Source organism: Peptoclostridium sp. AF21-18 (genome assembly GCF_003478825.1).
Classification (GTDB): Bacteria; Bacillota; Clostridia; order Peptostreptococcales; family Peptostreptococcaceae; genus Peptacetobacter.
The window spans coordinates 1-745 of the sequence record NZ_QUGE01000009.1 but is presented as its reverse complement, the minus strand read 5'-3'; the positions used below and the strand labels follow the sequence as shown (position 1 = coordinate 745).

The window sequence follows — 745 nt, the reverse complement described above, 5'->3', positions numbered from 1 at the left end:
ACACAAGCACGTAGCTACGCTCTTAAATATAAAGAATCTGGCAAGGATGCTCTAAAAGATAAAAGAGGAAAAAGAAAATCTGAAGATCAATTAACAGAAGTAGAGCATCTTCGCAGAGAAATAAAACGATTAGAAAATGAAAAAAGACAGGCTGAAATGGAGATAGCTTTATTAAAAAAAATACAGGAAATAGAGAGGAGGTGAGTTTGCAGAGAGTACGAAATAATTATATATACACAGCTATAAAAGAAGTACATGAAAAACATCATTATCCAATAAGTTCTCTATGTAAAATAAGCAATGTAAGTAAAAGTGGTTACTTTAAATGGTTAAAACATCAAAAAACTTACAATGATATAAGAAATGAAAAAATTGCTAATATCATAGAAAAAATACACTCTGACTATCCTGACAAAGGCTACCGCCGTATTAGAGATGATTTATACAGATATTATAATATAAATGTAAATGATAAAAGAATACTACGTATTTGTCGTGTACTTCAAATTAAATCAACTATAAAATATAAAAATAATGGATGTACAATTCAAAATCAACATCCTACATATACAACAGAAAATATTCTTAATAGAAATTTTAAAGCTGATGCACCTGATGAAAAATGGCTAACAGATGTGTCAGAGTTTCACTACTATGTAAATGGAGAAAAACATAGACTTTATCTAAGTGCAATTCTAGATCTTTATGATAGAAGAATAGTTGCTTATACAATCGGAGATTCAAA

The 745-nt window shown here is 28.6% G+C and carries 1 protein-coding gene and 1 pseudogene; both read left to right on the top strand.

All coding sequences use genetic code 11. The annotated features are described in order from the left end of the window. Nucleotides 1-204, top strand: a pseudogene (locus DWX74_RS11185) (helix-turn-helix domain-containing protein); the annotation flags it as partial. Nucleotides 205-206: 2 nt separating this feature from the next. Then, nucleotides 207-745: IS3 family transposase (locus DWX74_RS05585; RefSeq protein WP_147382054.1), on the top strand; the 539-nt coding region annotated here is incomplete at its 3' end.